Origin of the sequence: Streptomyces sp. FXJ1.172 (assembly GCF_001636945.3) — a bacterium.
Lineage (GTDB): Bacteria > Actinomycetota > Actinomycetes > Streptomycetales > Streptomycetaceae > Streptomyces.
This window is the reverse complement of record NZ_CP119134.1, coordinates 347,848-372,900: the sequence shown is the minus strand read 5'-3', so window position 1 is coordinate 372,900 and position 25,053 is coordinate 347,848. Positions and strand designations below refer to the sequence as shown.

Genomic DNA, 25,053 nt, shown 5'->3' with positions numbered 1-25,053 from the left:
ACGCGGGGGTGCAGGGCAGCGTGTGAAGGGGAGGCTGCTGTGAGCCCCGTCGCTGAGGGCCGTACGTGCTCGCCGGTGCCGTCGTCGCCCACGTTGCACCGGGCGATTCACCCGGATCCAGCGGGCCTCAGCGCCGGGCTGCCCGCCGCCTGAGTGCCGGGGACGGCGGCCCGTCCGCCCCGGCGCGCGGCCCCTGCCCCGCCACATCGGCGATCATTGCGGTGATCTCCATGGCGTACCTCGCCCTGAGGTTCTTCACCTCTCCGGCCATGGCTTTCATGAGCCACTCGAAGGTCAGCCGCGTGGATCCTCGGGGAGAGACATGGAAACCCCTGCTCCGGAGTATCTTCATGTGATCGGCCTGGGTCAGTTCCTGTTTTTCCTCAATCACCTGGGCGGCAGGGAATCTCGTCCCTTTCGCCTCTTCCATCTCACGCAGATAGGCCTCTGCGATCCGACTGCGTCCGCTGGTGACGTTGTGAAACCACTTGTAGGTCTGCTGCGCGACCCCGCCGCGGTGAAGGGCGTAGTCGTGGGCGCGAATGACCTGCATGTGCTCTTCGGGCGTGAGAACCCTCTGCTCCTCCAGCACCCGCGCATGGTCGCCGAACCCGTCCACATGCCGCGCCAGCTCCTCCACGTACATCCGCGTGACCGGCGTCACGCCGCTCTTCACGTTGTGGAGCCATGTGTACGTCTGCTGCGTGGCCCCGCCGCGGGGGAGAGCGTAGTCGTGGGCGCGAATGACCTGCATGTGCTCTTCGGGCGTGAGAACCCTCTGCTCCTCCAGCACCCGCGCATGGTCGCCGAACCCGTCCACATGCCGCGCCAGCTCCTCCACGTACATCCGCGTGACCGGCGTCGCACCGCTCCTGACGTCGTGGAACCACCTGTACGTCTGCTGCGTGGCCCCGCCGGGCACAAGGGCGTAACGGCACGAGCGGATGACCTGCATGTGCTCTTCCGGCGTGAGGACCCTCTGCTCCTCCAGAATCCGGGTGTCGTCGCCGAAGTCCGGCGTCATCGCCTTCAGTTCCTCCACATGCGACCGGGCGGCAGCCGTCACTCCCCTCTTGACGTGCTGAAGCCACGTGCAGGTCTGACGCGTGTCCCCACCGGACGGAAGGACGTAGTCGTGGGCGCGGATGATCTGCATGTGCTCTTCGGGCGTGAGAACCCTCTGCTCCTCCAGCACCCGCGCATGGTCGCCGAATCCGGGAACATGGTCCTTCAGCTCCTCGACATACGTCCGTGCGGCCGCCGTCTCTCCGCTCCTGACGCGCTGAAGCCATGTGTAGGTCTGCTGCGTGTCCCCACCGGAGAGGAGGATGTACTGGTCGTTGCGGATGATCTCCATGTGGTCTTCCGCGGTCCACCTGCCCCCGGTGAGGCGCCGGGGCTGCTCGTGCGCGCCGGAGCCGGGGACGTGGTGCCGGTGGCCGACTGGTGCGGCGGACTGCGACGGGCTCTCCATGCGGGCGTCCTGGGAGTCGGGGGCGGCCCACCGGGCGGCCCGGACAACGGGGGCGGTAACGGGTTCTGTGGCCAGTGCTGCGGCACCCGTTTCCTGGTGAGTCCTCGCACCCTGACACGGCGAACCCGTTCTGTCCGACGCTGACAACGCCCACGGACTCGCTCACCGCCTGTCGGCGCTAATCCGACGCTCGGCCTCCCGCACGGATACCGCCCGCACGGCCGCAGTGCGTGCTGTCAACCCAAGTGTCCGGGGCCCGGCAAAGCGGCCTTACGCGTCCGGCGTGGCCGGTCCGGCAGTACGCCGAACCGCGGTGCCCGCGCTCTCCGTCATTCGCTCACGCCGCGCTTGAGTTCCCACAGCTGGAGCACCGAAGACGAGTTGACAGCGTACGCGACACCCGTGATGTCGTCGCGTGCGGCAACGTACTGCTTGCCCTGCCACAGCGGCAGGACAGGGACGTCGTCGGCGACGGTGTCCTGGATCGTGGTCAGACTCTTGGCGGCGGCGAGCCGGTCGGCCTCGCGGCGGGACTCCGGGATCAGCGTGTGCTGGATGGTGGCGTTGGAGTACGGCGAGCCGAGGGTGTTGTGCTCGTCGAGGAAGGGCGCGAGGAAGTTGTCGGCGTCGGGGAAGTCGGGGAACCAGCCCATGCCGTAGACATCGAACTGGCCCTTCTTCTCGGCCGGCCGGAACTGGTCCCAGCGGTGGCCCTGGACGGAGGCGTCGAACAGGCCACTGTCGTTGAGCTGCCTCTGCAGGACCTCGAACTCCTGCTTCGTGGCCGAGCCGTAGTGGTCGGTCGTGTAGTGCAGCGTCAGCTTCACCGGAGTGGTGATGCCGGCCTTGCTCAGCAGGGCCTTCGCCTTGGCGACGCTGGGGTTGCCGTACTTGTTGAAGAACGAGTTGGAGTGGCCGGTGATGGTCGCCGGGACCAGCGAGTACAGCGGCTCGGCCTGGGTGCCGTAGACCTTGGAGACCAGCTCGCCGCGGTCGATGAGCTGGGCCATGGCTTGGCGGACGGCCTTCGACTTCACGCTGGGTGCGTCGGTGTTGAAGCCCAGGTAGCGGATCTCCAGGCCCGACATCTCGACCAGGTCGATGTTCCGGTCCTTACCGGCGTCCAGTTCCTGGATCTGTGTGGGCGTCATGGTGCGGGTCATGACATCGATATCGCCCTTGTCGATCGCGGCCCCCATGGAGTCGGAGTCCTTGAACACACGCATGTCGATCTCGTCGTTGTTCACCTTCAAGCTGCCCTTGTACAAGGGGTTCTTGACGCAGGTGATGCCGGCGATCACGTTGTCCTTGACGTCGGCCTTGAAGGTGTAGGGGCCGGAACCGTCCACCGCGAAGCCGTCGCGGAGCTTGCCCTCCTCGTAGTCCTTCGGGTTGACGATGCCCGCGACCGGGGTGGACAACTTGTACGGGAAGGTGGCATCGGCCGTTTTGAGATGGAAGATGACCTCACGGTCACCCTGCGTCTCGATGGTGTCGATCGTGTTCAGCAGGCTCGCGACACCCGTGTCGGCGTTGATGTGCAAGGACCGCTCGATGGAGTACTTCACGTCGGCGGCCGTGACGTCGTCGCCGTTGGCGAACCGCAGCCCCTCCCGCAGCTTGCAGACGTATCGCTCGTTGCCGTTGTCGCTGAACGAGCAGCTCTGGGCAGCCTCCGGCACCAAAGTACCCTCGCCCTTGGGCTGGATCATCAGAGTCTGGATCGTCTGGCGCAGCAGATTCCAGGCGTTGGTGTCGTAGGTGTAGGCCGGGTCGAGGGGCGCGGGTTGGTCCTTGGTGGCGGCGAACCGGTCCGTGGTACCCACGACGATGGTGCCGCCGCCCTTGCTCCCGCTGTCCGATCCGCCGCACGCCGCGAGGGCCGGAGTGAGCAGGCCGACCACTGCCGACAGCGCCAGAGTTTTGCGGTTCATCCGGGAGTCTCTCCAGAGCGTATTCGAGTACGTGCACCCGGCTGTGCACGGGTGGTGAGGCCGATCGGACTGCCCTGGTCGGAACGGCATGCGCGACGGACCGCCCGCATCCCGCCACCCCACCGTCCGTATGCAGGCGCTCACACCCTTTGCGCAGTCCTTCCCACACCTCGGGACGAGCCCGACACGACCGCCGAGGCACATCCGAGAGGTTAGTGGGTTTGTGCCAACATGGCGGGCAGATCCATACCGCCGACACGGGGACGAACTACGAAAGTTATTCACACGTATCATGTATGCCCTGCCGATCGGCATACACATTTGCTTGACGGGGCAACCGTATGCGCGTGTTGATCACCTGTCAATGCGGTGTGAAGACCGCCGGGCAACCCCTCCGTCGCAGACACGTGCCACACCCGCACCGGCCGTGGCCGGGCTTGCGTCTGCGCGTGACGACAAGGTTGTCTCGCCTGGTGAGCAGGGACACGGAATACGACGAGGGCGCGTGTGGCGGTGCACGTGCACCGCGCTCCTCCCTGCAGGTTTCACCGCGGCACCATCGCACCGGTCACCCGGCTGGAACCCGACTGCCTCACCCCGCGAGCCGATTGCGAAGACGATCACGAGCACTGGAAATGCCCTCGCGAAAGCTTCCTTGTGCGGTTCAGCGCCGCAGTGCGCTGAGCACCATCTCCCCGTAGCGGCGCCACGTCGCGGGGTCGCGTTCCGTCAGCTTCACCAACTGCAGGGCGGTGCCGCACAGGATCACCCGCAGATCCAGCTGTGTGATGTCTTCCCGCAGCTTCCCGGCCACCCGCGCCGTCTCCATCGCACTCACCAGCGTCTCCATGACGGACGCGGCGGCCGGGGAGGCTGCGTCCGCAAGCCTTTCCGCGAGCAGACGGTCGTGCGCCAGCGTGTCGAAAAGTTCGAGGACATAGCGCCGGAAGGCCTCGTAGGAGTCGGCTTCGCGCAGTGCTGCGGTGGTGCGCTGTTCGAGCCGCTCCAGGCTCAGCCCCGTGATCGTCTCCAGCAGGTCCTCCTTGGTCGGGAAGCTCCGGTAGACCGTCGCCTTGCCGACCTGGGCCCTCGTCGCGATCTGGGGCACGGAGGCCTGTGTGCCGCGTTCGCGGAAGACCTCCACCGCGGCGGCGACCACGCGCTCGTGATTGCGACGGGCGTCCGTCCGCCTCGGCGTCCTGACTGCGCCCTGGACAGGTTCGGGAGTCTTGGATGGGTTCATGGGAAGGAAACCTGTCTCAGGGGCCGGAGGCGGACGATCGATTTGATGGTCTCAGACGCGCCGCGCACCGGTGGGCAGCCCTACTGGCACGGCCGAGGATCCCCCTCCGCCCGCTGCGGGCCTGCCCACAGCCGAACCGGCCTTGGATTTCCGGCCAAGCCCCAGGTCTGGCCAAAGCTCAGTCGGAGGCGCTGCCGGCCGGCGTGTCCAGCACGGACTCGTAGACCTTGATCACCTCGACGTCCAAAACGGTGGAGATCCGGGCGCCGACGAACGTACTGCCGGTGTACCCGGCGACGGTGAGGGGGTCCGGATCGGGCAGGCGGGGCATGTCGTACTCCGATCGTCCAGAGGAAGCAGCGGGTCGCGTCCACGTCGACGTCGAAGCCGGTCCCTCTCAGGTTCCGCAAGCGGCGACCTGGCTCCGGACGCGCACGAGCATGTCCGCGAACTCTTCGCGAACAACCCGGCGGCTTCGGACCCGCTACGCCCGCGGCAGGCGGTCGGCAACCTCGTGTCGAACGCCGTCCGCCACACACCGCCCGGCGGCACCATGCGTCTGGAGGCGGCCGAGGACTCCCCCCGCTCCTGGCGGGGCCGGCCGGGCAGACGCGGCCGCCGCCGCGGGAGGCGTCCGGATCTAGGTCCACGACGGCTCCGGGACAGCGCCCGAGGAACTGCCGCACGTCTTCGAGCGGTTCTGGCGGGCCGAGAGGTCCCGTTCCCGTCAGGCCGGCGACAGCGGGCTCGGCCTGTCCATCGTGCGCGAGCTGATCGAGGCGCACGGCGGCATGGTCGAGGCTCACAGCACCCCGGGCACCGGCTCGGTCTTCGTCCTGCGCCTGTCCGGCCCCGCCACTCCCCCTAGATGATCTATTCCAAGGGCTGGGTCAAGTTCAAGAGCGGCCGTGGCTGGACAGGGTAGATGCGTCAGTCGATGAGGCCACGTAGTTGGGCCTGGGCGCGTTCGACGAGTTTCCTGGCGGTGTGGTCGGAGATGCCCAGGTGACGGCCGATCTGGCGAAATGACCTTTCCGGTCGGTCGTCCAGGCCGTAGCGCAGAATCAGCGCCTCGGCTTCGCGCGGGTCGATGCGGGTCAGGGCGGTTCGAGCCGTGCTGGTGAAGTCCCGTGCGATAGCGGCGTGTTCGGGGTCGGTCAGGGTATAGCCGGGTGCGGGCAGTTCTTCATCGTCTTCGGCAGGTGCGGTGCGCAGTTGCCGATGGAGTGCGGCAACTGTCGTTGGTGAGATGCCCAGCGCGGCAGCCGCCAGGTTCAGGCTGTCAGCGTTCTCGTCGAGCGCCCGTCGCACGGCGACGGTGCGGCCGACGAGGTCGGTGGGTACGACGGCGGGGAACTCCTGGCGGGCGACGGCCCGCTGGATTTCCTTGCGTACCCAGGTGTGCGCGTATGCCCCGAAGGGCACTGCGCGATCGGGATCGAAGCGGCTCGCGGCAATCAGCAGCCCGAGGATGCCGGCCTGTCGCAGGTCCGCCCGGTCGATGTGCCAGGTGCGATAGCGGGCAATTTCGCGTTCGACGAGACGGCCGTGCATCGCCACAAGGCGTTCCCGCTCGATGGCGTCCGGTTCGGCCTGGTGACTGCTCACTGCGATGATCTCCCCGGGGATCGATGCCCATCTGGTTGCCGTTGTTACGGATACCGGGCCGGGCACGCAGTGCGAGGTTCGCACGGCGGCCGATTGCCGGTATCCCCTCTGGCGACCGAGCAACGCCCGAGCCTGGAAGGCCACCGCATGTCTGATCTCAGCAATGCCACCTGGCAAGCAATCCCGATCGTCCCCTACGGAGCTGTCCTGCACGTGCCGGCGGGTTGGGAGGCGCTGCCTCCCGTCCCGGCGAACGGTCCGGAGATCCTGCGGGCCACCGGAGGGCCGGGCCGGAACCTGATCGTCTTCAAGGTGCCTGCCAAGGGAATGACCGCTGCGCAGGTGGCAGACACCGCCCAGAAGAAACTCGAAGCCCACGGCTACGACGACTTCACGCGTACTGAGGCCCGGTTCGCCGGGCAGCCGGGGTTGGCGCTGGATTTCGTCACCCGCCGCGACAGCAAGGGAACGGTCATCTACCAGACCCGGGAGTACTTCGCTGTGCGCGGAAACGCAGCATTTGTGCTCGGCATGGGGAGCGCGACCTGGGAGCAGCACCTGCCGCTCATCGAGCAGATCGCCGACCGATTCGAACTCACGGACTGAGCTGATCCCCACTCCGTCCGCTCCCCGGCCCCACACAGCACCTCCAGGCTCCGGCGTCGCACTACCCGACACCGGATCCTGGAGGCTTGGTGAACGCTGACCTGGACACCCTCGCGACCGCACTGTTTGTGAAGACCGATGACCTACTCAAGGGCTCGCCTCACCTGGCTCCGTGGCGGCCGGCCGTGGGCATCGCGCCGCAGCTGAGCGACGCGGAGCTGGTCACGCTCGCGGTGATGCAGGCCATGCTCGGCTTCACCTCCGAAGCACGCTGGCTCCGCCACGCCTGCGTCCACCTGCGGCACCCGTTCCCGTATCTGCCCAGGCAGCCCGGCTACAACAAGCGGCTACGGAAGGCAGCCGGGCTGATCCAGCACGTCATACGCCTGCTGGCCGTTGACACTACGCTGTGGAGCGATGACGTGTGGGTGGTCGACTCCACGCCGGTGGAATGCGGGCGTTCCCGCGAGACCGTCAAACGCTCCGAACTGGCGGGATGGGCCGAGTACGGTTACTGCGCCAGTCACTCACGGTTCTTCCGGGGTCTACGGCTCCACCTGGTGTGCACCCTGCACGGCCTGCCCGTTGCCTTCGCGCTGACCGGAGCCAAGGCCGACGAGCGCGAGACCCTGCTGGCGATGTTCGAGGTCGAGCCCGGCCTCCTCACCGGCCGGCCCGATCAGACGCTGATCGGCGACAAGAACTACTTCGGCCGCGATTTCGAGAGCCAGCTCGCTCGGTGGGGCATCCGGCTGTTACGGCCGGGCCGCAAGGGCGAAGCCGAGCGCGCCGGATCCCAGCTGTTCAAACCGCTGCGACAGGTAATCGAATCGATCAACGAATCCTTCAAGGGCCAGCTCGACCTCGAACGCCACCGCGGCCGCACTCCCGGCGGGGTGATGGTCCGTGTTCTGCAGCGAATCCTCGCGCTGACCGCCGCGATCTGGCACAACGACCACACCGGGCAACCCGTCATGCGCGCGCTGACCGCCTACGACCACTAGTAACCCCTTGGAATAGATCATCTAGGTGAGCGGACGGGCCGCGCGCCGACGAGATGCCGGTACGCGGGGTCGGACGAGGTTCGGATACGAGGCCCGCATGAGAACGAGCACGGTCACCGAGGGCTGTGGCCCCCGGCCGCCCGTGCCCGATGTCTGCCCGTTCAGAGACGTCGGCGCGTGGAGCGCTGCGGCTAGATGTCGAAGACGTGCTGGGCGCAGCAGGGTTCGCGTCGCAGCCGGCGGCTAACCTCCAGCCAGTCGGTGGTGTCCGCCCGGTGTTGTCGCCCCGTGGCGGTGGCGAAGGATCCGACCAGGTCGTCCTGCCGGTGGACGATGCCGTCGCGCATGGCCCACGTGGTGCGGATCAGATCGTCGAAGTCCTCGAAGGGATTTCCGTCGACGGCCGTCAGGTCGGCGACCTTGCCGGGCTCCACGGTGCCCAGGTCGTCCGCCACACCGAAGACACGGGCGGGTACGACCGTGGCGGTGCGCAGCGCCTGTGCCGCGGAGAACCCGTGGGAGCGCAACGCGCGCAGTCCCAGGTGAACATGGAGGCCGATCGGCGCCAGGGGCGCGTCGGTGCCGAGCGCCAGCGTGCCGCCCTGCTCCAGGATGCGCCGGTAGACAGCCATCTCGTCGACGATGGCCTGTTGTGCCGCCGGCGTCGGCGGGGTCGCCGCGTAGTGGTCGACGAGCGCGGTGTCCCAGGGTGGCATCAGCGTGGTGACCCTGGGGTCGTCGGCCAGTGCGGGGTCGGCCCCGAGGAGTGCGATGGCCGTGAAGGGAGTGAAGACGAGTTCGAAGTCGCCGTGCCTGTAGGTCTCCAGAACGTCCTGGTACGAGTGGCCCGTCGGGGAGTAGGCGCGTCCGTACTCCGTCCGCTGGGTGGCCGCCAGGTGGGTGGTGAGGTCCTGCCCGACGTTGACTCCCGGTGACAGGAAGTGGCTTCCGGACCGTACGCCGAGTTCCTCGTGCGCGGTGCGGGCCGCTTCGCGCATGGTCTCCGCGCAGGCGCGCACGTAGGTCTTGACGAAGTCGTAGTCGAGTGCCGTGGCCCGTTCCAGGGAACGCCGGACACCGTCACGCGTTCGGTGGGCCCGGCCCATGCTGTAGGCGACGCGGCTGCCGTCGATGAGTTCGCCGGTGGCGAACAGGCGCGGCCCCGCCATGTGCCCTGACTGGACGGATTCCCGGATCCGGACGGCCTCGTGGGCGAAGCCGCCCAGTGAGACATTGGTAGTGACACCGTAGGCAAGCATGAGGCTGCTCTGCCGGCCGCCGTAGGTGTACTGCCACGGGTGGGTGTGCGAATCCCACAGTCCCGGGATGATCGTGGACGTGGAGGCGTCCACGAGTGTCTCGCCGGACGGGACCTGCGCGCGGTGGGGTTCCACGGATGCGACGCGGTTGCCGCGGATGACGATGTCGACGTCCTCCAGGACCGTGTCGCCCGTTCCGTCCCACAGCCGTCCCGCGTGCACCCGGGTGACGTCGGAGGCGGACGGCAGCCGCCGGTTGTATTGCAGCGGCACGGACAGGGTGCGGGTGCGGGTGCCGTCGCGGCCGACGAGTTTGAGTGTGCCGGCGGCCAGGTACAGCAGGGTCTGCGAATCTTCCGACCACGACGGGTGGTCGGCCGCCTCGTCTGTGATGCGCAGGGGGGCACCCGCGGGTGAGCCGTTCGCGTGTACCGGCAGGACCCACAGCGCGGACTCCATGACGAAGGCCATCGCCGATCCGTCGGGAGCCCATACCGGGCCCGCGTTGCCCCGGTCGGAGAGCGAGGCGTGCGGGAGGGGCTGATGCGCTGTCCACTCCCCAGTGCCGGTGTCGACCACGCGGATGAGGTTGTATCCCTCACGGAACCGCTGATTGAGCCGGTTCCGGTCGCAGAAAGCGACGTACCGGCCGTCGGGCGACCAAGTGGGCCTGCTGGGAAGCCCGTTCGCGCCGAGGGGTTTGACGAGCACCCTCTCGGTCCCTGTCGCGAGATCCTTGACCAGCAGGCTGCCGGAGGAGTCCTGGCAGGCGAGCCTGGTGCCGTCGGGAGAGAGCGTGGCGTTCAGCCGTCCCCCGCTCGCGACGGTCTCGTCCCGGTCCTCGTCGAGCCAGTATCGGTGGACGCTGATCAGCCCGTTGCCGTTCGGCCTCCCATCGTACGAGTACAGGACGCTGCGCCCGTCCGGTGCCCAGGACGGCATCTGGACGTACCCGGAGGCATCCGCCTGGACGAGCCTGCGCGGACGGCGGCCGATCGGCATGACCCACAGCGCGTTGAGAGCGGCGAACGCGACGGATGCGCCGTCCGGGGAGAGCACCGGCAGATGGATTCCCCGGACCGGCCGTTCGGCCGTCGAGTCGAATTCGTACGTCTTCTCCGTGTAGGACAGCGCGGGCACGCCAAGTGCCGCCGTGAAGGGGATCCGTTCCGAGGCGTGCTGCGAATCCAGCCGGTCGGGACGTCGCACCCGCAGTTGTCCGTCGGCGACGTAGAAGAGCTGACCGTCCGCGCCCCAGCACGGAGGAAGCGGGGAGACATCCTCGCCGTCGGTCACCGGCTCGCCGTCGACCAGCAGAGTGGAACTGCCCGCGTTGGCCGGCAGGACCGCGTCGCCGAGGTGCACGTACGCCACGCGGCCGTCCGTACCGACCGCGGGACCGACCAGGACGCCGGTGTCCACCGTGCGGAGCACCGTCGCCTCGCCGCCCTCGGCCGGTACGGAGGCGAGGGTGCGTGCGCCTGTGGCACCGGCTCGTACGAAGACCAGCTTGCTGCCGTCCGGGTACCAGGCCGGGTCGTAGTCCTCGGCGCCCGTCTGGTTGGTGAGCCGCGTCAGCGCACCGGAACGGACGTCCACCGTCCAGATCGAGTAGGAGCTGCCGGCCACCGGGTCCCCGCCGCGCTCCGACGCGAACGCGATGCGCGTGCCGTCCGGGGACCAGGCCACACCGCGGTCGTCCCAGGGTCCGGAGGTCAGCTGCCGCAGCTGGGAGCCGTCCGGTCGCATCGTCCACAGGTGGAAGCCGCCGCCCTGGTAACCGCAGACCGCGATCCGGGAGCCGTCGGGCGACCAGGCCGTTCCGGCCGGTTCCAGATCGGGCCGGGTCAGTGCCGTCGCCGCCCCGCCCTCACGGGGCAGTGACCACAGAACTCCCTGCACTTCCATGATCAGTTGGTGCCCGTCGGGTGAAACGATCACGGACGCGTTCGTACCGGCGGTGAATTCGCGGATCCTGGTGCCGGCCGAAGCGGCTAAGCCGCCTACCGGTGACATCGCGGCGGCCGCTCCCTGGGGCGAGGGAAGAGCGGCGGCGCCCAGCCCGCCGAGCCCGGCCTTCAGGACACCACGGCGCGTTAACACATGTTCGCTGGACATGGCAGCCATGCTAGGGCCTGGTGTGATTCTCCGACATACCTCGGGCGTCGACGAACTCCCCGTGTTCACAAGGTATCTGGAACAGTGTCAGCACTCGACCCTAGAGTGTGCCCGAACCTGCCTCTCCCCGGAACCCGACCCGATCGAGAGCACCGTCCGAGTACTGATCCCTGAACACCGACATGGCGGCAAGTGCCGTTGCTGACTTGAAAGTTGGCTCTCATGCGTGCAAGAAATTTGAGACGGTTTCTACTAGCGTTGGGCCTGGCCCTTGCCGGTGTGACGTGCGTACCGGCCACAGCCGCGACAGCATCCGGGGGAACACGGGCCGGGGCGTGGCAGTTGGTGGGGCCCAACGCCAGCGGCGGGCAACTGGCGTTCACGCGGGCCCGTCCGTCGCGGCTGTACGTGCTGCCGGACCTCGGCGAGCGCGTCTACCGGACGGACGACCACGGCGTCACATGGAGTACGCAGTCCGGCCTCGGGGTGCCCGGAGCCGTGGGGAGCAGGGTGGCCGCCGACCCGCTCGACGCGGACACCGTATACGTGGCGGCCACCGTCCCGGGCAATGGTGAGGGGTACGTCCTGCGCAGCGAAGACGCTGCTCACACCTTCCGGCCCGTGCTCGACGATGTCGCGGCCTTCACCGACGTGGTGACGTCGCCGTCGGGCGGCGCCGTCTTCGCCTCTGCTGCCACGGGCGTCTTCACCAGCTCGGACCGGGGGCGGCACTGGCGGCGACTGCCGCACGTCCCCACGGAGGTGACCCGGCTGGCGCTGGACGGCGACGACCTGTTCGTCGGCACGAGCCGGGGGACCTTCCTCGTCGAGGATGCGGTGGACCACCCGAAAGCCGCCAGACGACTGCCCGTACCGGGCGATCCCGCCGTCGCAGACCTGCAGGTGCGAGGCCGGGTCGTGCTCGCCTCGGACGTGTACAGCGGTGCGGTGATCTCCCCCGACGGCGGCAGGAACTGGACCCGGCTGACGGGGCCGTGGAACCCGACCGACACGACCACCTACACCGGGATCACCGCGACCGGAGAACTCCAGGTGCAGACGATCGGGCCATCGGCGGACGGCTCGGGCGAGAAGAACCTGTGGCTCAGCGGCGACCTCGGCCGGACCTGGAGAGCGAGGCCCCAGGCCACCACCAAGGTCGATCTGTACGCCGATACCGGCAGTTTTCCCGACCGGCCCTTCGAACAGGTCGTGTCCGCGTCCGCGGGCATCTACACCACCAGGAACTCCACCGACTACCGGCGCATCGGCGTGCCCGACGTGGAGGTCGACGCGTTGGCCGTCTCCGGTTCGGCCCTCATCGCCGGCACTCCCAGCGGCACCTACCGTTCCTCGGCGCCACTCGCCCGCCGCCTTCCGGCCGGCTACCAGGACTGGGGATGGACGGGACGGGCGCCCGACACTGTCGGAAACTCCATCAGGGCGCTGGCCACCGTGCCCGGCACGGGCACCACGGTGCTGAGGACGCGCAGCACCTACTGCTCGTACGACTGCTTCGTGCTGGAGCGTTCCTTCGACGGGGGCCGGACCTGGCGGCAGTTGTCCGTGTCGGACGGCACCTCCACGGCACTGGCGGTCGACCCCCGCCACCCGTCGCGGCTCTACGCCGCCTCCTACTTCCCCAACGGCGTGTACACGAGCCAGGACGGCGGCATGACCCTGCGACTGCACCCGCTCGCGCAGGGAGAGGGTGTGACATCTCTCGCCGTCGATCCGCGTGCCTCCGGGGCGCTGTGGGTAGGCGACATGACCGGGCTGTACCGCAGCACCGACTATGGCGAAGAGGCGGTCAAGGTGTTCGACGGCGCCGTGGACCGGGTCGCGGTCGACCCCTCGGACCCGGACCACGTGGTCGCCGTCGGCGAGCACATGCTCAAGGTGAGCCAGGACGGCGGGAAGACGTTCCGTGACGCGAGCGGCGTCCCCGAACTGACCTACGACGATGTGGCCTTCGCCCCGGACGGCGCCCTGTTCGTGGCCTCGCGCGACCTGTACGAACCGGGTCAGGGCGTCTTCCGCAGCGACGACGGGGGCATGCACTGGACCTCCATGTCCACCGGTCTCGTCACTACCGACGTGCGCTCCCTGTCCGTGTCACCAGATGGTCGCCGGCTCTTCGCGGGCACCGGCAACGGAGGCGTCTTCCGGCGCGTGCTTCGCTGAGCCGCCGCGCGGCCCGCGCTGGGCCGGGCACCCTCTGCGACGAGACAAGGATGCCCGGCGGACACCGGGCTCGATCACCGTGCGGGATGCGATGGCACCCGGCCGACAGAGGAGCTGGCGCACCCGTGCCGGCCGAGGACGTTCGGCCCGCCATGGCCGGAGTTGACCACATCGATCCGGTCCGGCGCGGCGCGGCGCGAGGGGAAGCCGATGACGACCGCGGTGGCGAAGCGCTCCTCGGAGGTGCCCAGTTGGGCGGCGACCGGCGCCGCCACTACTCACACCTCGGGCGGCCCTCCGGCTCCTCGTCGCGCGTGCGGTGCGCACCCGCGGCGCATGTGTACACGCGGTGAACCGGAGGGGTCGGTTCCCTCGTTGGGGTGGTGAGAGATTCCGCTCTCCCTCACCACCCGGCCGGCAACCGACGGCTGCTACGAAGTGACCCGAGCCTGAAGGCAGAGCGCTGGGAACCGTGGTGAGGCCGGGATGGTGGTGGAAAGGCTGATCACATGTCGGATGAGAATCGCGTGATGGAATTCCTGGGCCGGGTCGTCGCCGACAACGCGGCCGCCTTCGCGGGGGTGTCGACTTCTCTGGGTGTCCGCCTCGGACTGTACGAGGCGATGTCGGGAGCCGGGGCGCTCACGTCGGCCGCACTGGCCGAGAAAACCGGACTCGTGGAGCGGTACGTCCGGGAGTGGCTGGCGGCGCAGGTCGCGGGTGCCTACGTACTGCACGACTCCGCGACGGACACGTACGTACTGCCGGACGAGCACGCGGCCGTACTGGTCGATTCCTCGCTGCCGACGTACGTCGGCGGCGGCTTCACCATGCTGAAGGCCCTCTACGGTGCCGAAGAGGCCCTGGCGAACGCCTACCGCAACGGTGGCGGCGTGAGCTGGCGGGAGTACGAGCCCGAACTCGCGGAGGGCGTCGCCGCGTTCTTCAAGCCCGGATACGAGGCGGTCCTCGTCCAGGAGTGGCTGCCCGCCATGGAGGGCGTGGAAGCCAAGCTGCGGCGCGGCGCCTCGGTCGCCGACGTCGGCTGCGGCTTCGGTCACTCGACGGTGCTCATGGCTCAGGCGTTCCCTCAGTCCCGCTTCCACGGCTTCGACTTCCACGAGCCCTCCGTCGAGGCGGCGCGGAAGCTGGCCGCGGAGGCCGGCCTCGGTGATCGCGTGACGTTCGAGGTCGCCGGCGCGCACGACTTCCCCGGTGGCGACTACGACCTCGTCACGTTCTTCGACTGCCTCCACGACCTCGGCGATCCCGGCGCGGCACTGCGGCGCACCGAGGAGGCTCTCGCGGCCGACGGAAGCTGCCTTGTCGTCGAGCCGAACGTATCGGCCGAGCCCGGGGAGAACATCAACCCGATCGGCCGGTCCTTCGCCTCCACCTCGGCCGTCCTGTGTCTGCCCGCGGCCATGGCGCAGGGCGGCCCGCACGCCCTCGGCAACCATCCCGGCCAGGACGCCCTCGCGGCGATCGCCGACGAGGTGGGTCTGCACAGCTGGAGGCTCGCCGTCGAGACCGTCACCAACCGCATATACGACGTCAGGCGCTGAGACCGGGCCTCGGGATGCGGCGCGCCGCCGTGGCGGAGGGCCGGATCCCGAGGCGGCCTCTCATCGGCTGCCCAGAAACCGCAGGGCCGACTCGGAGATGTAGTAGAACCCGAGATACGACGTCCCACGGGGCGGGACGTCGGCAGCGCAAGCCGCGTCCCCGGACGCGGAGCGCCCGAGCATCCGGAAGCACTGGGTCACCGCGAGCACGTCACCGGCATGGCGCCATATCCTGGCGTGCTTCCCCGGTCCCCAGTCCTCCTCGGACGGGGTGAGCACCGGAAAGAGGACCTGCATCATCTGGTGCAGCAACTCGTCGACGGCGCCGCGCGACGCGGCGAGCATCACGCCGTTGACGCACATCCGGTCCTCGTCGCGGCCCGCGACGGACACCGGGAGCGACGCCGGTCCCAGCGCATAACAGCCCCGGGGGGAATCCTCTGCCCCTCCGCTCTCGCTCTCAAGCTGTGGGACCGCTTCGAGGAACAGACCGGCCATCGGTTTGTCCGCCCAGATCGCCCACGGTGTTCCGGCTTCGCCGACGTCCGCAGCCAGCCTCGCCAGCAGTGCCTCCCTCAGTTCCGGTGCAGCGGATGCGCGCGGCAGGCAGGTCTGGGCCAGGACGGCGGAGTGGAGCACGCTCCACACCACGTTCAAACCCATTCGAATGTCGCCCGAACACCCTTCCCGCTGCGTGTGATCACGTGCCGTTCCCTCGGTCTCTTCGCCCGAGACACCCATCCGGTCCTCCCATGCTCGTAGGTCAAAGTCCAGCATCCCGCATCCCGCATACATAGATCGAGCCACTTGCCTGGCCGGTTCGCCGATATGACATGTATCCGACGGAGCAACCGGCTGCCGGTTGGGTACATATCAACCTGTCCGCGGATACATCGCACTCTCCAGGTGTCTCGATCTTGCCCATCGGCAGGCGGGGAGCATGAGCCCGCGACAGAGAAACACCGGCCGGCGGCCGGGCCGGCGAGGCCTCACGGTCGCCGTGAGCGGTCTGCTCGCCCTGCTGATCGGCGTCGCGTCCGGGAGCGCGCGGGGAAACCGCGCGTCGGGCGCCCTGGGGACCGGCTTCGACCGGTACGTGGCCGACGAACAGCGACCAGGCCGTGCTCGGCCGCCGCAGCGGCGCGGGAACTCGCGGGGCGCCGACCGTGAAGGGGCTGGTGCGGCGGTGCCGCGCCACCTCGGCCAGCAGGGCAATTCGCCACGGGTCGCTGTCCTAGACCCAATGCCGTTGCATTACGGGCCCGCGGGTTGAGGTCTTGTGATGAGGATGGCTTGTGCGCCGGTGCGGGTCGGTGGTGGCCAGACATGGTGTTCAGCCCGCTTGAGCTGGTAGTTGGACATCTTGCGTTTCACGACTCGGGGCTGGCTGCGGAGCCGTCTGACGGGCAGAAGCCGTTCGAGAAGGTCCTGCTCGAGCATCAGCAAGGCTCTGACCAGGAGGTCAGGGGGAAAAGCTGCCCGGCGTGACGGTCACGCTGCGCCGGGCGGAGCGCAGGGTGCGCAGGGCGTGGTGGACCAGCAGATGCGCCCAGATCTGCTGGCGGACACCATCGGGGGTTTTGCTGCTGAGTACGACGCGGGCGCCGCGCTGATGGGTTTTGATCTCGGCGAAGGCGGACTCGATCTCCCAGCGTTCGCGGTAGAGCGCGGCCAGTTGCCGGGCCGGATGGCGTCGGGCGTCCAGCAAAGTGGTGACCAGGCGATAGCCATCGGCTGTTCCCTCCCCGACCCGGTCCTTGAGCTGGTAGGCCAGGACCCGGACGGTGACCGGCTCGTTTCGGGCGGGGCCGCTGCTCGCCCGGATCTGTGAGAGCCATGACCCGTCCCGGAACTGCTTGATGACCGGCAGGACACGGTTGGCGGGCACCCGCCACAGCAGATCGGCACCGGTCGCGGTGAAGGCCTGCCACAACGGGACACCGAGGAACTCACGGTCGGCCAGGACGAGCCGGCCCGGGCCGAGTGACCGCGGCAGGCGGCCGACCAGGGTGACTTCCCCGGTACGGCAGCCGGCGAGTTCCGCGTCCAGCACCGCGTGGCTGCCCACCTCCACCAAAGCAGCCATCCGCACCTGCACAAACGCGCTCCTGCCCGACCCGCGGCCGCTTCCCGGACGTCCGAAGGCGGCCTCGTTGGCTTCAGTGCCTGCGACGTCCCAGCAGGTCCCGTCCACCGCCAGCAGCCGCAAACCCCGCCAGAACGCTCCGGGTGTCGCCTCGGTGGCCATCGGCTTGGCCGTCGCGGCGAACAGCACCCGCAACGGCTCACAGCCCAGCCGCTGCCGGGCCCGGAACAGCGACGACTTCGCCGCACATGCCAGCCGCCCAGCAGCCCCTGGCCCCGCAGACCCTCCACCAGGTGCCGCATCACTTCCAGATACGGAGCCGGAGAGAACAATGCCAGCCCCAGCACGAAGTACACCACCAGCCGCGCGGGAAGCAGCCGCTTGCGCTGCTCGACGCACCCGCACGCCGCGACCACCCGATCCACCAACCCCGGCGGATACACCCAGGTCAACAGCCCCAGGCCCGATAACTCAGACACACGCGCAGACACCCGAACCACCCCCTGGGACCACTACCCAGAAACTTGCGCCCGAGGCCTAAAACAACGGCATTGGGGCTAGACCGTTGCCGCAAGGTCACACCAGAACTGCTACGTTTCACGGACGGTCCGAGGAACACTCCGGCGTTGCCCGGATGTCTGATGCACACACGGGCGAGGGGACGGCTGACGAGAGGACGTTCGGTCGCCTGTTGCGTGGGGGCGCGGCAACGAGCCCTGCTGACGAGCGTCGCCGGATGGCGCGGGCCGCCCTCAGACGCCTGCGGTACCGGCCCGGCATTCTCGACGGGTTCACAGCCGGGGCCGCCGGCCTGCCCCTGGACACCCCCACTTCACCCTGACGAGCCGCGATTAGCAGCCACTGGTAGGGGTGGCCGATGTCATTCCCCAGACGGCCATATGCGGCCAAATCGGTACCGGGTCGAGCAAGCGGGTGCGGCATGAGCGAAACACATTCGGACCTGTCGGTCGTGTGCGGGCAGCAGTTGCGCCTGCCGGTCGGCGAAGCCCTTCAGACGGACCTGTCATGGTCTGCGGAGAGCGGCTCAGACCGGTTACCGCCCCCCGCAAGTCTGCCCCTGACGGCGTCGTCGACGGGCGTTCAGGACGTCGGATCCGGGCTCGGCGGGTGCTCCGACAGCTTCTCCAGCTGGGCGAGCCACAGCTCGTTCAGACGCTCGGCCCACGCGTCGGTCAGGGTGTCGAGTGGCGTGGGAACGTCGGCGCGGACGGCGTTCTCCACCACGACCTCCGTACCGCCCTCGGTCTCGGTGAGCAGCCAGGCCTGGTACAGCATCACGCCTCCGCCGATGCCAAGCCAGCCGATCCGGCGGGGCGGCACGCTCTCCCCCACGAAGACCTCGAACCGGTGCCCCGCCCAGACCACCTCGAAGGTCTGCGTCAAGGTGACGGAACTCACTTCCTCGCAACCCGGTACCCAGTTCGGCCAGTTCGCGACGTCGGTGAGCAGTGTGAAGGACCGCTCCGGCGGACCGGGCACGACAGCCTGCGCCCGGTGGAAGCTGTGGGCGTCGGCGGGCGAGAAACCGGACGGCCAGTGGATGTCCGGATGGCTGTCTGAGGTGTCGTGCATCCGAGTTCTCTTTCGCGCTTCTGTTCGACTCCGGGTAAGCCTGCGACGGTGTCGGCGGCACGACAGTCTCAGGACGTCCCCTCCGCCAGTGTGCGGGCAGAGGCGCGCAAGCGCATACGTCATCTGACTGGGTGCTCAGGGCCGCCCTCGGCCGGTGTCCTCCGGTTCGAGGGCGGCCAGAGCGTCATGCGGGGCGGCCCAGGAGCCGATGCCGAGTTCGGGCTAGCTCTGGTAGAGGTGGGGTCCGATCGTCCGGTGCGACAGGAACAGCCGCTCGGCGATCTGGTTGTTGGTCAGCCCGGTCGCCGCCGGCGATCGCGATCTGCCACTCCTTGAGCCGGCAGCGCAGTGCGGCCGACGACGCGTCGTCGAGCGGCTCGAGCCGGTGCTCTGTGACCCCGCTCGACTCGAAGAACCCGTCGGAGGTCACGCGAGAGGCCGCCGGGAAGCTGATACGGCCAGCACGTATTCGGCGGACGTATCAAGAATCTCGGCGCCGGCAGTTCGTGAGGAACTGCTGCGCGGCGCTCTCGACGGCGTCGGAGCGGCACTGTCGCCCGCGCCGGGGGGGCTACCGCATGCGTGACGCCGACGAGGCGGTGACAGCCGGCCTGCTGAGTGTCCACCCGGTCAGCGGCGACTACGCCTTCCGGCACCCGCTCGTGCGCTCGGCCGTGGTGCGGACGGCCACGTCCAACCAGCGACGGGCGGCGCACGCGGTGCTCGCGGGGGTGCACCGGGACGACGTGGAGCGGCGGGCCACGCATCTGGCGGCCTGCACGGTGGACCCGGACGAGGAGGCGGCGGCCATGCTGGCGACCGCGGCCGAGTCCTCGACCGGGCGCGGCGGAGCGCGGGCCACGGTCGCCTGGCGAGCACGGGCCGTGGAGTTCAGCGAGAACCGCGAGGACCGCTCCCGTCAGCTCGACGACGCGCCTTCATCGCCGGACACGCGCGGCTCTTCGACCGGGCCCAGCGGCTCGTCCGGTCCGACCGGGGGCCGAGCACGGACGAGTCCCCGACCGCCGTGGCCACCTCGGCCTACATAGTGCTGTTCGAGGACGGGGACGTGCGGCACTCGCACCGTCAGGGGCATCGGCGATCGGGAACCTCCGCCACGGCGGACCGCGCCGGGCGTTCGAGACGCTCACGAGGCTGGTGAACCTGCTGCTGGCGATCGACCAGTACGCCGCCGACCCGACCCGGTGGGAGGAGACCGGCACGCTGCTCGGCTCCCTGGGCGACACGGTCCCGCTCGGTCGCCGATCTACCGCGACACGGGCGGGGGGACGTGGTCCGGCACGGCGCCGGGGTACGGGGGCGAGTGGAGACCCAGTTCCACGGCCTCGCGGTGACGGATCCCTGGGACGTCACCCGACTCGAGGTCGTGACGTACCACCGGCACCACCGCCGCCCTTAGTGGTCAGCTCCGGAAGTCCTTCGGGGGCTGACTCCGGAGTCGGTCTTGGGGTTGGCCTGTCGGGCCCCAGGGCGGTGTCAGGCCGCCGCACAGTCTGGACTTGCTAGTCCATTTTGATGGGCGCACGGTGGCACTCTGCCCTGGTTGTCCAGGGCGCCGATCGGCCGAAACGCCGTATCCGGCTCGGCTGTGCGGGTTGTTAGCGGAGAACTAATCAACGGAGTGGACCATGACGACGCGTCTTGAGGGCAAGACCGCCCTGGTGACGGGAGCAACAAGCAACATCGGGCGGGCAATCGCGGAGACCTTCGCAGCCGAGGGGGCGCATGTCGTCGTCTCGGGCCGCAGCGCCGGGCGCGGTCGGGAAGTCGTCGACGGCATCCGCGCCCGGGGCGGCCATGCCGACTTCGTGCAGGCGGCCCTGGACGGCAGTGCGGCCGCCTCGCAGGCACTGGCGCGAGAGGCGACTCGAATTCTTGGCGGCCGTATCGACGTCCTGGTCAACAATGCCGGGATCTACCCCGGAGACACCACAGCAACCACCGACGAGAAGACCTTCGACGAGGTGTACGCCGTCAATGTGAAGGCCCCGTTCTTCCTCACCGCGTCCGTGGCACCTGCGATGGCGCGAGCAGGCGGCGGAGCGGTGATCAACCTGGGCTCGTGGATCGCGCGCCTGGGAATCCCAGTCGGTGCCCTCTACAGCTCTACCAAGGGGGCCATGGAAACCCTGACCCGCGCCTGGGCCGCAGAGTTCGGGCCGCAGGGCGTACGCGTGAACGCGATCTCCCCGGGCGTCGTACAGCCCCCCGCCCCCGGTGAGATCCATCCCGGGGAGGTAATGATGAAGGGCACCCCCGCAGGCCGGATGGGAACCCCCGACGCCATCGCGAACGCCGCCGCATATCTCGCCAGTGACGAGTCGGCTTTCGTGCACGGCATCGTGCTCGACGTCGACGGAGGCCGCACCACCGCTGCCGTTATCGCCGCCTGACACGGGAACCCGCTGGCGGGCCCGGTTCTGCCCACCAGGACCAGGAGGGTCACGGCACCACGCCGCCCAAGCGGCGCAGGTCCGTGATCCCCTGGTCGAGAGCCGCGCGCAGATGGATGGACCGCCCCGTCGACAGCAGGATCGACACGCCCCCCTGGATCGCGGCCAACAGCGCGGCAGCCCTGACTTCGACATCAAGGTCGGAGGGGAGAAGGCCGGCTGTCTGGAGCGAGCGGATGCCCACCGCCAGGCTCTCCTGCCAGCGGCGCATCAGTTCGACCACGATCGCACGCGCCCCGGGGGTCGAACGCCCGATCTGAAGGAACAGCGACCCGAGCGGACACTCGTCCCCTTGGGACTCGTACCGCTCGATCACCACGTCCCGCCACTGCTCCCAGGCTTCCCAGGAGTCCAGGCATCCTAGAAACGGCTGTTGGTCCTCCAGGACCTGATCCGCCTCGAACTGGGCGACGGCGAGCAGCAGTTCGTCCTTACCGGCCGGGAAGTAGTGGAAGAGCTGACTCTTACTGGTACGCGTCCGCGCCATGACGTCGTCCAGCGTCACCGAAGTGACCGCCTTCTCCCGAACCACCACCGCGGCCCCTTCGACGATCCGCCTCCGTGTCGCCTTCCCCTTCGCGGTCAGTTCCCCACGCATGATCCACCTCTCATTAAAATGGACTACCGAGTCCATTATAGTTCGGCGCCCCGCCGCGGTCACTTGCGGCAGGCCGCCGGCAGACGACTCGGGATGGCCCCTCCGCTACGCACCTTTCATCGATGCATCCTGATTGGCTTGCTGTGCCTGCTGCCTCCGCACGTCCCATCGCCCTCACCGCCACGGAGCGGCATCGGTTGAAGAAGGCAGCCTGGGGCCACAGGACCGAGCACCAAGCCCGGTGCGAGCGCGGATCGTGCTTTTGGCGGCCCGGGGTAAGCCAACGCCCGAATCGCCGTCAAGGTGGGCCTACACGTGGACACCGTGCGCACATGGCGGGGCCGCTTCGCTGACCTGGGGCTGTCGGGCCTCGCCGACCAGAAGCGTCCGGGACGGCCCGTCACCTTTACGCCGCTACAGGCCACGCAGATCAAGGCGCTGGCCTGCCGACTCGCCGTCGAGACCGGCGTGCCGCTCTCGCGCTGGTCGTATCAAGAACTGGCCCGGGAGGCCATGGAGCGGGACATCGTCGCCTCCGTGTCACCCTCCACCGTGCGCCGCTGGCTCAGCCGAGACACGATCAAACAATGGCAGCACCGCTCCTGGATCTTCATCACCGCCCCCGCCTTCCGTGCCAAGGCCGGCAGCCCGCGGAACTGACCTGGCAGCGCCGAACTCGCGGCCGGCGGCCTGACCAACAAGGAGATCGGCGAGCGGACGCACCTGTCATCGCGCACCGTCAGCTCACACCTCCACCGCGCGTTCCCCAAACTGGGCATCACCTCACGCGCCGCCCTCCGCGACGCGCCGGCCCGGCTGGAAGACTTGCACGGCAGTTGAACGCGGAACTCCGAGAAACGTTCCCCCAGTCGAATGACTGAGGGGCCCACACACCCGGCCGCGGAAACACGCCCGTTCCCACTGACCGCACCCGACGACACATGTGCTCACCTGCGGCACCGAGCGGGAAACCGGGTGCACCGCATGCCCTCGTGACGCCGTCCGCACCCGACCGTCATATGACTGATGTGTCCGGTTTCATTACAGACAAGAGTGTGCACCGACGATTACGTTCCCGCAGAAAAGAGGGACCTCGGATCCGTCGGCCGCACAGCAGAACCGTCCATGAGGGTCGTCGCGCCGATGAGCCGCGCGGTGATCCCACAGCGCCGAAGCGAGCGGGAGACATCCCGGCGTCACAGGTGTCTCGATGGACCCGGCATGCCTGCCGCCCCGCACGCCGATCGCCGCACCCGCCACCCCTTCGTCACTAGCTTGACAGGTGACGAACGACATGACAGGTTAGTCACCAGTCAGAGCGGTGACGCTAGTCCTTCGGGTCGAAGCCAGTCCTCTTCTGAATATCTTTCGGAACATGTGAGAGGGGTTTGTTCATGGTGAGCATCAAGGGTGGACGCAAGCGAGTGGTGACGGGTGTGGTCTCGACGCTCACGGCGGGTCTGGCCCTCGGCGCGTTCGCCCTCAGCGGCACCGCCAACGGCGCGCCGAACACCACAGAGGCGGGCAGACACGCCAAGCCGACCATCGTCCTGGAACACGGCGCCTTCGCCGACGGCTCCAGCTGGAACGGCGTCATCGCCGACCTGCGCGCCGACGGCTACCCCGTGGTCGCCGCCGCCAACCCCCTGCGCGGCCCCGCCTCCGACGCCGCCGCCCTGCGCACCGTCCTCGACCACATCAAGGGCCCCAAGATCGTCGTCGGCCACTCCTACGGCGGCAACGTCATCAGCGAGGCCGCCACCAACGACCCCCAGGTCAAGGCCCTCGTCTACGTCGCCGCCTTCCTCCCCGCCCCCGGCGAGAGCGCCCTGGAACTCACCAACAAGTACCCCGGCTCCACCCTCCCCGCCACCCTCGACCCCGTCACCTACAAGCAGCCCGACGGCACCACCGCCACCGACCTGTACATCCAGCAGGACAAGTTCCACCACCAGTTCGCCGCCGACGTCCCCGCCGCCCAGGCCGCCCTCATGGCAGCCGAACAGCGCCCCATCGCCCAGGCCGCCCTCGAGGAGAAGGCCACCAGCGCCGCCTGGAAGACCACCCCCAGCTGGGACATCGTCACCACCCGCGACCTCAACATCCCCGCAGCCGTCCAGCGCTACATGGCCAAGCGCGCCCACGCCCACACCACCGAGGTCGCCGCCTCCCACTCCGTCGCCGTCTCCCACCCCCGCCTCGTCGCCGACGTCATCGAGCGAGCCGCCCGCACCACCGTCCGCTGACGCCTCGGAGGGCGGCGGAGCCCACGGTTCCGCCGCCCTCGGGACATGCCCACGGACATCGCCCGGCACACTCACAGGTGTGCGGTTCACGGGAGAATGGACGCCATGACCTCACACGCCGACCCCCGTGCGCTGGGGGAGTTCCTCAAGGCCCGCCGAGCCCAGCTGGATCCTGGGGACTGTGGTCTGCCCGGGACGGACTCCACCCGTAGGGTCGCCGGGCTGCGCCGCGAGGAGGTCGCTCAGCTCGCCTCGATCAGCCTGGACTACTACACCCGGCTCGAAAAGGGCCGGGTGCGGGCCTCCGCCTCCGTGCTCCCGGCCCTGGTCCGAGCCTTGCGCCTCGACGACGACCAGCAGAGCTACCTCTACGAACTCGCGGGGCGCACCGACGACCGCCCACGCCGCCGCCGGCCCGTCCAGCAGGTGCGGCCCTCCATGCGCCGCCTGCTGGACCAGCTCACCGAGACACCTGCGCTCGTCCTCGGCCGGCGCCTGGACATCCTGGCCTGGAACCCGGCCGCCGCGGCCCTCTACACCGACTTCGCCGCCGTCCCGGCCGACCGGCGCAACTACCTGCGTCTACTCTTCACCGACCCGGCGATCCGGGAGATGCACCGCGAGTGGAGCCATGACGCCCGGGACGCGGTAGCCGCCCTGCGCATGGAAGCCGCCACCGACCCCGACGTCCCGGAGCTGGACAGCCTGGTCGCCGAGCTGTCCGCACAGGACGCGGACTTCCGCGCCTGGTGGGCCGAACACCGCGTCAACAGCGCGACCTACGGGACCAAGCACTACCGTCACCCCCTGGTCGGCGACCTCACCCTCGACTGCGACACGTGGACCGATTCCGACGGCTCCGGACAGCGCCTGATGGTCCTCACCGCCGAGACCGGCACCCCTTCCCACGACGCCCTGCGCATCCTCACTTCCTGGACCGCCGAGCGGGTGGACGCGAGCCGGGCTCGGGACAGGACACCGTGACCGCCAGTGCGTCGACGGCCCCATCCCACACAGTTGAACCCGCAGGCCGTCACCTCTCGTCCCCTGGAGAGAGGTGC

General features: G+C 68.9%; 21 protein-coding genes and 3 pseudogenes. 11 read left to right on the top strand and 13 right to left on the bottom strand.

Going from position 1 to position 25,053, the window contains the following annotated elements; translation table 11 throughout:
- Window positions 1–127: 127 nt before the first annotated feature.
- The 4 genes from A6P39_RS43430 to A6P39_RS43415 all read right to left on the bottom strand — a co-directional run bounded on the left by A6P39_RS43430 (window position 128) and on the right by A6P39_RS43415 (window position 4,982).
- A complete protein-coding gene (locus tag A6P39_RS43430; RefSeq protein ID WP_275884058.1) occupies window positions 128–1,357 on the bottom strand; it encodes a hypothetical protein in 1,230 nt (409 codons plus the stop codon).
- 446 nt (window positions 1,358–1,803) lie between these two features.
- The gene (locus A6P39_RS43425; protein WP_275884057.1) at window positions 1,804–3,408 is read right to left on the bottom strand and encodes an ABC transporter substrate-binding protein; all 1,605 of its coding nucleotides are present in this window, start codon (window positions 3,406–3,408) and stop codon (window positions 1,804–1,806) included.
- A 664-nt stretch (window positions 3,409–4,072) separates the two neighbouring features.
- Window positions 4,073–4,651 (bottom strand): TetR/AcrR family transcriptional regulator, encoded by a 579-nt coding sequence (locus A6P39_RS43420; RefSeq protein ID WP_275884056.1) that lies wholly within the window; start codon window positions 4,649–4,651, stop codon window positions 4,073–4,075.
- A 178-nt stretch (window positions 4,652–4,829) separates the two neighbouring features.
- Window positions 4,830–4,982 (bottom strand): hypothetical protein, encoded by a 153-nt coding sequence (locus A6P39_RS43415; RefSeq protein ID WP_275884419.1) that lies wholly within the window; start codon window positions 4,980–4,982, stop codon window positions 4,830–4,832.
- 144 nt (window positions 4,983–5,126) lie between these two features.
- Here A6P39_RS43415 and A6P39_RS43410 point away from each other — a divergent pair.
- A pseudogene (locus tag A6P39_RS43410) lies at window positions 5,127–5,523 on the top strand (sensor histidine kinase); the annotation flags it as partial.
- Window positions 5,524–5,581: 58 nt separating this feature from the next.
- Here A6P39_RS43410 and A6P39_RS43405 read toward each other — a convergent pair.
- Window positions 5,582–6,259 carry a sigma-70 family RNA polymerase sigma factor gene (locus A6P39_RS43405; protein ID WP_275884055.1) on the bottom strand — a complete coding sequence of 226 codons (678 nt, stop codon included), beginning with the start codon at window positions 6,257–6,259 and terminating at the stop codon, window positions 5,582–5,584.
- A 147-nt stretch (window positions 6,260–6,406) separates the two neighbouring features.
- Between A6P39_RS43405 and A6P39_RS43400 the strand changes: the two genes are divergently transcribed.
- Both A6P39_RS43400 and A6P39_RS43395 read left to right on the top strand, forming a co-directional pair.
- Complete coding sequence (locus A6P39_RS43400) at window positions 6,407–6,865, top strand: hypothetical protein (protein WP_275884054.1); 459 nt, start codon at window positions 6,407–6,409, stop codon at window positions 6,863–6,865.
- Between the two features lie 89 nt (window positions 6,866–6,954).
- Window positions 6,955–7,869, top strand: a complete 915-nt coding sequence (locus A6P39_RS43395; protein WP_275884411.1) for an IS982 family transposase — start codon at window positions 6,955–6,957, stop codon at window positions 7,867–7,869.
- A 191-nt stretch (window positions 7,870–8,060) separates the two neighbouring features.
- Here the strand turns inward: A6P39_RS43395 and A6P39_RS43390 are convergent, their stop codons facing one another.
- Entirely contained in the window at window positions 8,061–11,246 is a 3,186-nt protein-coding gene (locus A6P39_RS43390) for an amidohydrolase family protein (protein ID WP_275884053.1), read from the bottom strand.
- Window positions 11,247–11,591: 345 nt separating this feature from the next.
- On the opposite strand from A6P39_RS43390, the gene A6P39_RS43385 reads away from it, so the two are divergent.
- A complete protein-coding gene (locus A6P39_RS43385) occupies window positions 11,592–13,430 on the top strand; it encodes a WD40/YVTN/BNR-like repeat-containing protein (protein ID WP_275884052.1) in 1,839 nt (612 codons plus the stop codon).
- A 74-nt stretch (window positions 13,431–13,504) separates the two neighbouring features.
- Here A6P39_RS43385 and A6P39_RS43380 read toward each other — a convergent pair whose 3' ends face one another.
- A complete protein-coding gene (locus tag A6P39_RS43380) occupies window positions 13,505–13,705 on the bottom strand; it encodes a hypothetical protein (RefSeq protein ID WP_275884051.1) in 201 nt (66 codons plus the stop codon).
- Window positions 13,706–13,939: 234 nt separating this feature from the next.
- Between A6P39_RS43380 and A6P39_RS43375 the strand changes: the two genes are divergently transcribed.
- The gene (locus A6P39_RS43375; RefSeq protein ID WP_275884050.1) at window positions 13,940–14,995 is read left to right on the top strand and encodes a class I SAM-dependent methyltransferase; all 1,056 of its coding nucleotides are present in this window, start codon (window positions 13,940–13,942) and stop codon (window positions 14,993–14,995) included.
- Window positions 14,996–15,055: 60 nt separating this feature from the next.
- Here the strand turns inward: A6P39_RS43375 and A6P39_RS43370 are convergent, their stop codons facing one another.
- From A6P39_RS43370 to A6P39_RS45735, 5 genes and pseudogenes are all read right to left on the bottom strand, one after another.
- Window positions 15,056–15,634, bottom strand: coding sequence for a hypothetical protein (locus tag A6P39_RS43370; RefSeq protein WP_331454217.1), 579 nt, complete (start codon window positions 15,632–15,634; stop codon window positions 15,056–15,058).
- A gap of 823 nt (window positions 15,635–16,457) precedes the next feature.
- On the bottom strand, window positions 16,458–17,270 hold the full coding sequence (locus A6P39_RS43365) for an IS4 family transposase (protein WP_275884410.1): 813 nt from the start codon (window positions 17,268–17,270) through the stop codon (window positions 16,458–16,460).
- A 140-nt stretch (window positions 17,271–17,410) separates the two neighbouring features.
- Window positions 17,411–17,497: pseudogene (locus A6P39_RS43360) on the bottom strand (transposase domain-containing protein); the annotation flags it as partial.
- 685 nt (window positions 17,498–18,182) lie between these two features.
- Window positions 18,183–18,674, bottom strand: a complete 492-nt coding sequence (locus tag A6P39_RS43355; protein ID WP_275884048.1) for an SRPBCC family protein — start codon at window positions 18,672–18,674, stop codon at window positions 18,183–18,185.
- Between the two features lie 222 nt (window positions 18,675–18,896).
- On the bottom strand, window positions 18,897–18,956 hold the full coding sequence (locus A6P39_RS45735) for a hypothetical protein (RefSeq protein ID WP_443053123.1): 60 nt from the start codon (window positions 18,954–18,956) through the stop codon (window positions 18,897–18,899).
- 296 nt (window positions 18,957–19,252) lie between these two features.
- On the opposite strand from A6P39_RS45735, the gene A6P39_RS43345 reads away from it, so the two are divergent.
- The gene (locus tag A6P39_RS43345) at window positions 19,253–19,723 is read left to right on the top strand and encodes a hypothetical protein (protein WP_275884047.1); all 471 of its coding nucleotides are present in this window, start codon (window positions 19,253–19,255) and stop codon (window positions 19,721–19,723) included.
- A gap of 600 nt (window positions 19,724–20,323) precedes the next feature.
- On the top strand, window positions 20,324–21,088 hold the full coding sequence (locus A6P39_RS43340) for an SDR family NAD(P)-dependent oxidoreductase (RefSeq protein WP_275884046.1): 765 nt from the start codon (window positions 20,324–20,326) through the stop codon (window positions 21,086–21,088).
- Window positions 21,089–21,137: 49 nt separating this feature from the next.
- Here A6P39_RS43340 and A6P39_RS43335 read toward each other — a convergent pair whose 3' ends face one another.
- Window positions 21,138–21,746, bottom strand: coding sequence for a TetR/AcrR family transcriptional regulator (locus tag A6P39_RS43335; RefSeq protein WP_275884045.1), 609 nt, complete (start codon window positions 21,744–21,746; stop codon window positions 21,138–21,140).
- A 315-nt stretch (window positions 21,747–22,061) separates the two neighbouring features.
- On the opposite strand from A6P39_RS43335, the gene A6P39_RS43330 reads away from it, so the two are divergent.
- From A6P39_RS43330 to A6P39_RS43315, 4 genes and pseudogenes are all read left to right on the top strand, one after another.
- Window positions 22,062–22,406 (top strand): helix-turn-helix domain-containing protein, encoded by a 345-nt coding sequence (locus tag A6P39_RS43330; RefSeq protein WP_275884044.1) that lies wholly within the window; start codon window positions 22,062–22,064, stop codon window positions 22,404–22,406.
- Between the two features lie 9 nt (window positions 22,407–22,415).
- Window positions 22,416–22,586, top strand: a pseudogene (locus tag A6P39_RS43325) (helix-turn-helix domain-containing protein); the annotation flags it as partial.
- Window positions 22,587–23,140: 554 nt separating this feature from the next.
- Window positions 23,141–23,992, top strand: a complete 852-nt coding sequence (locus A6P39_RS43320) for an alpha/beta fold hydrolase (protein ID WP_275884043.1) — start codon at window positions 23,141–23,143, stop codon at window positions 23,990–23,992.
- Between the two features lie 105 nt (window positions 23,993–24,097).
- The gene (locus tag A6P39_RS43315) at window positions 24,098–24,976 is read left to right on the top strand and encodes a helix-turn-helix domain-containing protein (protein ID WP_275884042.1); all 879 of its coding nucleotides are present in this window, start codon (window positions 24,098–24,100) and stop codon (window positions 24,974–24,976) included.
- Window positions 24,977–25,053: the final 77 nt, after the last annotated feature.